Origin of the sequence: Thalassovita autumnalis (assembly GCF_001458255.1) — a bacterium.
GTDB classification, from domain to species: domain Bacteria; phylum Pseudomonadota; class Alphaproteobacteria; order Rhodobacterales; family Rhodobacteraceae; genus Thalassobius; species Thalassobius autumnalis.
In genome coordinates this window covers 189,817-195,816 of record NZ_CYSB01000009.1, presented here as the reverse complement: position 1 = coordinate 195,816, position 6,000 = coordinate 189,817, and the positions used below count along the sequence as shown (strand labels likewise).

Annotated in this window: 6 protein-coding genes and 1 pseudogene; 2 read left to right on the top strand and 5 right to left on the bottom strand. The window is 62.7% G+C overall.

Annotated features, from left to right (window positions below; all coding sequences use genetic code 11):
- Window positions 1–127: pseudogene (locus TL5118_RS21785) on the bottom strand (C4-dicarboxylate ABC transporter substrate-binding protein); the annotation flags it as partial.
- A gap of 209 nt (window positions 128–336) precedes the next feature.
- On the opposite strand from TL5118_RS21785, the gene TL5118_RS03750 reads away from it, so the two are divergent.
- Complete coding sequence (locus tag TL5118_RS03750; protein WP_058244000.1) at window positions 337–852, top strand: hypothetical protein; 516 nt, start codon at window positions 337–339, stop codon at window positions 850–852.
- A gap of 5 nt (window positions 853–857) precedes the next feature.
- Here TL5118_RS03750 and TL5118_RS03745 read toward each other — a convergent pair whose 3' ends face one another.
- Window positions 858–1,859, bottom strand: coding sequence for a molybdopterin-binding protein (locus TL5118_RS03745; protein WP_058243999.1), 1,002 nt, complete (start codon window positions 1,857–1,859; stop codon window positions 858–860).
- The gene (locus TL5118_RS03740) at window positions 1,856–2,863 is read right to left on the bottom strand and encodes an XdhC family protein (RefSeq protein WP_058243998.1); all 1,008 of its coding nucleotides are present in this window, start codon (window positions 2,861–2,863) and stop codon (window positions 1,856–1,858) included. Before TL5118_RS03740 ends, TL5118_RS03745 begins: the two co-directional genes overlap by 4 nt.
- Before the next feature lie 152 nt (window positions 2,864–3,015).
- On the opposite strand from TL5118_RS03740, the gene TL5118_RS03735 reads away from it, so the two are divergent.
- Entirely contained in the window at window positions 3,016–3,663 is a 648-nt protein-coding gene (locus tag TL5118_RS03735) for a class I SAM-dependent methyltransferase (RefSeq protein ID WP_058243997.1), read from the top strand.
- Window positions 3,664–3,681: 18 nt separating this feature from the next.
- Here the strand turns inward: TL5118_RS03735 and TL5118_RS03730 are convergent, their stop codons facing one another.
- On the bottom strand, window positions 3,682–4,941 hold the full coding sequence (locus TL5118_RS03730) for a vWA domain-containing protein (RefSeq protein WP_058243996.1): 1,260 nt from the start codon (window positions 4,939–4,941) through the stop codon (window positions 3,682–3,684).
- 14 nt (window positions 4,942–4,955) lie between these two features.
- Entirely contained in the window at window positions 4,956–5,864 is a 909-nt protein-coding gene (locus tag TL5118_RS03725) for an AAA family ATPase (RefSeq protein ID WP_058243995.1), read from the bottom strand.
- Window positions 5,865–6,000 lie beyond the last annotated feature (136 nt).

The following is a 6,000-nucleotide window of genomic DNA, read 5'->3' as shown; positions in this document are numbered from 1 at the left end:
TCTCAACATGCTCCGTAAACGCACGACGCTTGCCCCAAAGCGAAACATTCCATTCCTCTGCGATCGTCTCCGACGCAAAACCAACGGCGAGCGAGGCCACAACGGCCTTGGCAAAAATAGACTTCATATCTTCCTCCCGTAACTGGGCCCGTGACTGGGCCGTCCCGGTTGAGGCTAACCCAGCCCCAATGCCAAGCCAAGCCCTGCGTCCCCGCAAAATCGCGATGCCGTAGTTTCACGGAACCCGGTAAATTTCATGCAAATTCACAGCGGTTAACCGCGGTGATTTGTGCCAGATCAAAGTGCGCCTGCTGACCCGGGCGCAGGGTTGCGGCCATGAAGGATGTGTTGATCATATGTTATTCGCGCACCGGTCTGACGCGGCAGGTGGCGCTGGATCTGCGGGTGCGGTTGGATGCGGATTTTGAAGACATTCGCGAAGGCCATCGGCGCCGCGGCCCGCTGGCCTATCTCTGGGGGCGCAGGCAGGCCAGCCGTGGCATGGCCTGTGAGATTGCCCAGCCCCTTCGTTGGGCGGCAGACTACCGCGCACTGGTTCTGGCCCTGCCCAATTGGGCCGGGGCCCTATGCCCGGCGATGCGGGCCTGGCTGCTGGAACAGGGCCGCCCCCTGCCCCCTTATGCAACGCTGATCACCCAGTCTGATTCAGGCGCGGATCAGGTGAGGGCGGCGGTGACGCAGCTGATTGGCGCGCCGGACCGGGCCCATCTGTGCCTGACCGACCGTCAGATTGCTGAACAGGATTTCCATGCCGCGCTGACGCCCTTTGCCCGCAGCCTTCCATCGGCGCTGGGGCTGACCCAGCCCACGAAGGGGCGCAAAAGCGCCTGAGGTCTCTAGCCCCGGGCCTTGCTACGGCGGGGCATCGGGCGGGTCGGGATTTCTTTCAGCAAGCCGCCCACACCCATTTCGGCGATGTCCTGCCCGGTCACCTCAATCCCGCAGACCACCCGGCTGAGCACCCAATCCGCGCCATTGAGCGCCGGCGAGCGGGCACAGCCCGGCAAGCCGATCACCGGACGGTTGGAGATTTCGCCCAAGAACAACAGGTTACCGGGATCCACCGGCATGCCGAACCGTTCCACCCTGCCGCCTGCCTGACGCACCGCCTGTGGCGCCACATCATAGGCGTCTGACGTGGCCGAGGCGGTCAGGATCAGCACCATATCGGCGCTCACCGCCGCCAGGGCTTTGGCCAGCGCGGCCTCCTCATGGGGAACCAACTTGGTCTCGACCAGCTGCATCCCCAGAGCGGTCAGGCGGTCAGCGATCGCCTGTTCCCCCTTCAGCCCAGCGCCGCCGGGGATATCGGTGACAATCAGCGCGGCGCTTTTGTGTACCGGCGGGCGCAGACGCAAGGCGCCGCGCGCCACGGCGCAGGCTTTTTCAACATCGCGCGTGCTGACACCGTAGGAAATGACTTTGACCGTGCCGACCATGCCACCCTCAGTCATCTGCTGATAGGCGGGGACGGTGGCAAGCGTGATCATCGGATCGATAGCGTTCATCGCCACCAAGGCCCGTTGGTTGAGCGAGACAACACCTGGGCCCTTGGCGGTGATGTTTACCCGGCCGGTAAAGGCCTTGCTGAGGCTGAGGCCCGCAGCCGCCGGATCCGGCACCAGCGCCTGTGCCAGCGCATCGGCGGCGGCGTCCTCATGCATATCCGTGGCCTCAAGCCGGGCAACGGTCACCTCAGTGACATCAGCCGCCTGCAGGGCCGTGATATGATCCGCGTCCAACATCAGACCTTTGCGCAGTTTCTGGCCGGGCAATTGCATCGAATGGGCCAGAATGGCGCCTGCCGCTTCGGCCACGGGGACGGGTCCAAACTTCATCCTGCCGCCTTTTCCGACGGTGCCTCAGACCCGCTTTGGGGCCCGTGACGCAAAACTTCGGTGCATTCCGCCATGATGGACAGCGCAATCTCAGCCGGGCTGGCGGCGCCGATATCCAGACCAACCGGGCCGTGGATCTTGCCAATTTCGGCAGCGCTGTAGCCCTTTTCCTCAAACCGGGCGACGCGTTTTGCGTGGGTGCGTTTGGAGCCAAGCGCGCCGATATAAAATACCTCTGAGCGCAGCGCCTGTTCCAGCGCGGGATCGTCCAGCTTGGGATCATGGGTCAGCAAAACCAGTGCGGTGCGGCTGTCCAACCCGTAGCTGGCCACCCCCTCATCCGGCCAGTCATGCAGGATCGTTTCACCGGGAAACCGTGCCTCAGAGCCGAAGCTTTCGCGCGGATCGATCAGGGTTGGGTCATAACCCGCCAGCCGCGCCATTGGCACCAGCGCCTGGGCAATATGCACCGCCCCAACGATCAGCATCCGCAGCGGCGGGTTGTGAATGGCCACAAAGGTTTCGCCGTCCTCTTCGAATCCAGAGCGGTCCATACGGAAGCGTGTGCCAAATCCGTCAGCGGTCAGGCTGCGCGCCCCGGATGTGGGGTTTACCACATAGGCGATAGGCTGGCGGGCTGTGCGGGCGGCCACCAGATCGGCCAGCATCGCCTCTGGCAGGACCGCGCCAATTGGTTCAACCAGCACCCGGATGGTGCCCCCGCAGGCCAGCCCAACGGCAAAGGCATCGCCATCGCTGATGCCATATTCCAACATCCGGCTTTCACCTGCCTCCAGCGCCTCAATCGCCTCAACGACCACGGCGCCCTCAACACAACCGCCTGAGACGGAGCCCTCAATCTCCCCTTCCGAGGAAATGGCCAACTGGCTGCCCACACGACGCGGGGCGCTGCCCCAGGTTTCCACCACAGTGGCCAGCACGGCGCCTTTGCCCTCACGGTGCCAGCCCAGCGCGATTTCCGGAATATTGTCAAAGCGTTCCATCCAAGCCTCCCTGCCCGGTGATAGCAAACTAGCAGCCCCGCCGCTGTTGTCCATTGGTGGTAGTCCGCGCCAAGTCAAAGAAAACATGACAAGGGGTTTATTTTTTATCGAAACCAGATTAAATTCAATTATTTGAATTTATAGTAAGCACGATGCAAGCCCTTCGCCAGCCAAAATCTGATGCACCGTCCCGCCAACAGCAGAAATGGGAAAATGTCTATGCCACCAAAGACCCCAAATCCGTCAGCTGGTTTGAGGCCGAGGCGCGCCAGTCCCTCGCGCTGCTGGCCAAGATCGGGGCCACACCGGACAACAGCCTGATCGACATAGGCGCCGGCGTGTCGCCTTTGGTGCCGGACCTCTGGGCGCGGGGTTGGCGCGATCTGACGGCGCTGGACCTTTCGGCCAATGCGCTGGCGATCAACAAGGCAAAGCTGCCAGAGGCAGAGAGCCTTCAATGGATTGCCGCTGACGTGCGGGAGTGGCGCCCGAAACGCCGCTATGACCTCTGGCACGACCGGGCCGCCCTGCACTTTCTGACCTGCGCGCGCGATCAGGCCCGCTATCATCGCACGCTGCTGGCCGCCCTGCCGGTTGGCGGACATGCAATCATCGCCACCTTCGCGCCGGACGGCCCCAAATCCTGTTCGGGCCAGCAGATCGAACCTTATGACGCCGGGCAATTGATGCAGTTTCTGGGACCAAGGTTCACCTGTCGTCACAACCAGCGTTTCAGCCATTTCACCCCTTCGGGCAGCGAACAGCGGTTTTCTGCGGTGGTGGCCCAGCGCCGCAGCTGATCCCTGCCCCTTGGACTGCTAGCCCTCAGCCATCATCGCCATCAGGCGATCCTTTTCACCGCGGTCCTGCGCGTCGGAAATCGCTTCGGCCAGAGCCTCCAGCGAGGCGATGGAATGGCCGGCGCGGAAGGCATCGACATGGGGCAGCATGGCCTTGATCCCCTGCGCCTTGGGGGCAAACCCGTCCCAGCGCAGCAAGGGGTTGATCCAGATAAGCCGGCGTGAGGAGAGATGCAGCCGCTCCATCTCTTTGCTGAGCGCGGCGGCATCGCCGCGATCCAACCCGTCAGTGATCAACAGCACCACCGCCCCCTGCCCCAACACCCGGCGCGACCAGTCGCGATTGAACAGATGCAGACAATCACCGATCCGCGTGCCGCCCTCCCAATCCTGCGCCTCAGACCCGGCCAGCGCGAGGGCCTGATCCACGTCGCGGCGCCGCAGATGGCGGCTTATGTTGGTCAACCGGGTGCCAAAGGTGAAACCATGCACCTTGGCCCATCCCGCCCCTTTTTCGTTCGCGACAGCGTGGAGGAAGTGCAAAACCATCCGGCTGTATTGCGACATGGAGCCTGAGATATCGCAAAGCACCACCAGATTGGGCCAACGGGTGCGCCGCTGTTTCAGTGCCAGTTCATGCACCTCACCGCCCCGCCGCATCGAGGCCTGAATGGTGCGCCGCCAGTCCAGCGCATGGCCCGTTGTAGCGGCCTGCATCCGACGAGACCGGATCGGCTGCACCGGCAATTTCAGCCGTGCAATCATGCGCTTGGCAGCGGCAATCTCCTCGGTGCTCATCTGTTCGAAATCTAAGGTGCGGAGTTTTTCCTGCAGCGATGTTGTTTGCGAGGCATCAAGCTCAATCTTGACCTCATCCGCCTCGGGCTGTTCGGGCAGCTCATCAGGCTCTTGCCCTTCAAGCAGCGCCTCTGCCGCGCGTTTTTCTGCGGCGCGGGCTTTGCGTTCCTCCTGCACCCCGCGGACCGAGGGCAGCAGCATCGACATCATATGTTCCAGATACCGCGGATCGCGCCAATAAAGCCGAAACACCTGACCAAAGACCGCGCGATGTTCGGGGCGGGTCACAAAACAGGCATGCAGCGTCCAGTAAAAATCTTCTTTCCTGCTGAAGCCTGCCGCCTCCACCGCGCGGATCGCGTCAATCACCCGCCCAGGCCCAATCGCCAACCCCGCCTTGCGCAGCGCGCGGGCGAAATGGATGATGTTGTGGCTGAGCTTGGGATCCTCAGGCAAGTCGAGATCGGGCAGCTGGGTCATGGCTCGCCCCCCAATTACGCTGGCTCTAGGCTGGCCTTGGCCTCATCCAAAATGCGCTTTGCCTCAGACCCTTGCAACCTCTGGATATCATCCTGATATTTCAGAACCGCTCCCAATGTATCGGCAATCACTTCGGGGCTGAGCGTCAGAACGTCCAGCGCCAGCAGGCATTTCGCCCAGTCGATGGTCTCAGCCACACCGGGTTTCTTGAACAGATCCTCGGTGCGCAGGCGTTGGACAAAGGCAACCACCTCACGGCTGAGGGCCTCGGCGGCTTCGGGGGCGCGGGCCTGCAGGATCTCCACCTCCCGCTCAAAGCCGGGGTAGTCCACCCAATGGTAAAGGCATCGCCGTTTCAGCGCGTCATGCACTTCGCGGGTGCGGTTGGAGGTCAGGATCACGATCGGCGGTTCGGGCGCTTTGATCGTGCCCAATTCGGGGATAGTGACCTGAAAATCGCTGAGCGCCTCCAACAGGAAGGCTTCAAACGGCTCATCGGTGCGGTCGATCTCATCAATCAGCAGAACGGGTGCACCGCCATCCTGCGGCCGCATGGCCTGCAACAGCGGCCGCTCGATCAGGTAATCTTCGGTGAACAGCTCATTTTTCAACGCGTCACGGTCTGCCCCGCCCGCCGCCTCGGCTGTGCGGATGGCGACCATCTGTTCGGCAAAGTTCCATTCATAAACGGCCGAGGAAGCATCCAGCCCCTCATAGCATTGCAGCCGGATCAACCGGCGGCCCAGCGCGGCGGCGATGGCTTTGGCAATCTCGGTCTTGCCGGTGCCGGCCTCGCCTTCCAGAAACAGGGGCCGGCCCAGCTTCAGTGACAGAAAGCCAACGGTGGCCAGGGCGCGGCTGCAAACGTAGTTTTGCTCTGCCAGCTGGTGCTGCAGATCCTCAATGGATGTGGCTGTGCGCATGAATGTCCTCCCTGCCCGGTAGAAGGGCAGCTGCACCTGCCCCCGTCAAGCGCGACCAAGGTCTAGGCCGGGGCGGCGTTGCCAAAGGGCTGCGGTTCGGGACGCGGGTAAGCTCCAGCCACCGCCGGACAATTGA

What these genes read in the sequence shown, in the direction of transcription:
- TL5118_RS03725 (WP_058243995.1), bottom strand. Translation starts at nt 5,864, where the DNA reads ATGCGCACAGCCACATCCATTGAGGATCTGCAGCACCAGCTGGCAGAG.
- TL5118_RS03730 (WP_058243996.1), bottom strand. Translation starts at nt 4,941, where the DNA reads ATGACCCAGCTGCCCGATCTCGACTTGCCTGAGGATCCCAAGCTCAGC.
- TL5118_RS03750 (WP_058244000.1), top strand. Translation starts at nt 337, where the DNA reads ATGAAGGATGTGTTGATCATATGTTATTCGCGCACCGGTCTGACGCGG.
- TL5118_RS03740 (WP_058243998.1), bottom strand. Translation starts at nt 2,863, where the DNA reads ATGGAACGCTTTGACAATATTCCGGAAATCGCGCTGGGCTGGCACCGT.
- TL5118_RS03735 (WP_058243997.1), top strand. Translation starts at nt 3,016, where the DNA reads ATGCAAGCCCTTCGCCAGCCAAAATCTGATGCACCGTCCCGCCAACAG.
- TL5118_RS03745 (WP_058243999.1), bottom strand. Translation starts at nt 1,859, where the DNA reads ATGAAGTTTGGACCCGTCCCCGTGGCCGAAGCGGCAGGCGCCATTCTG.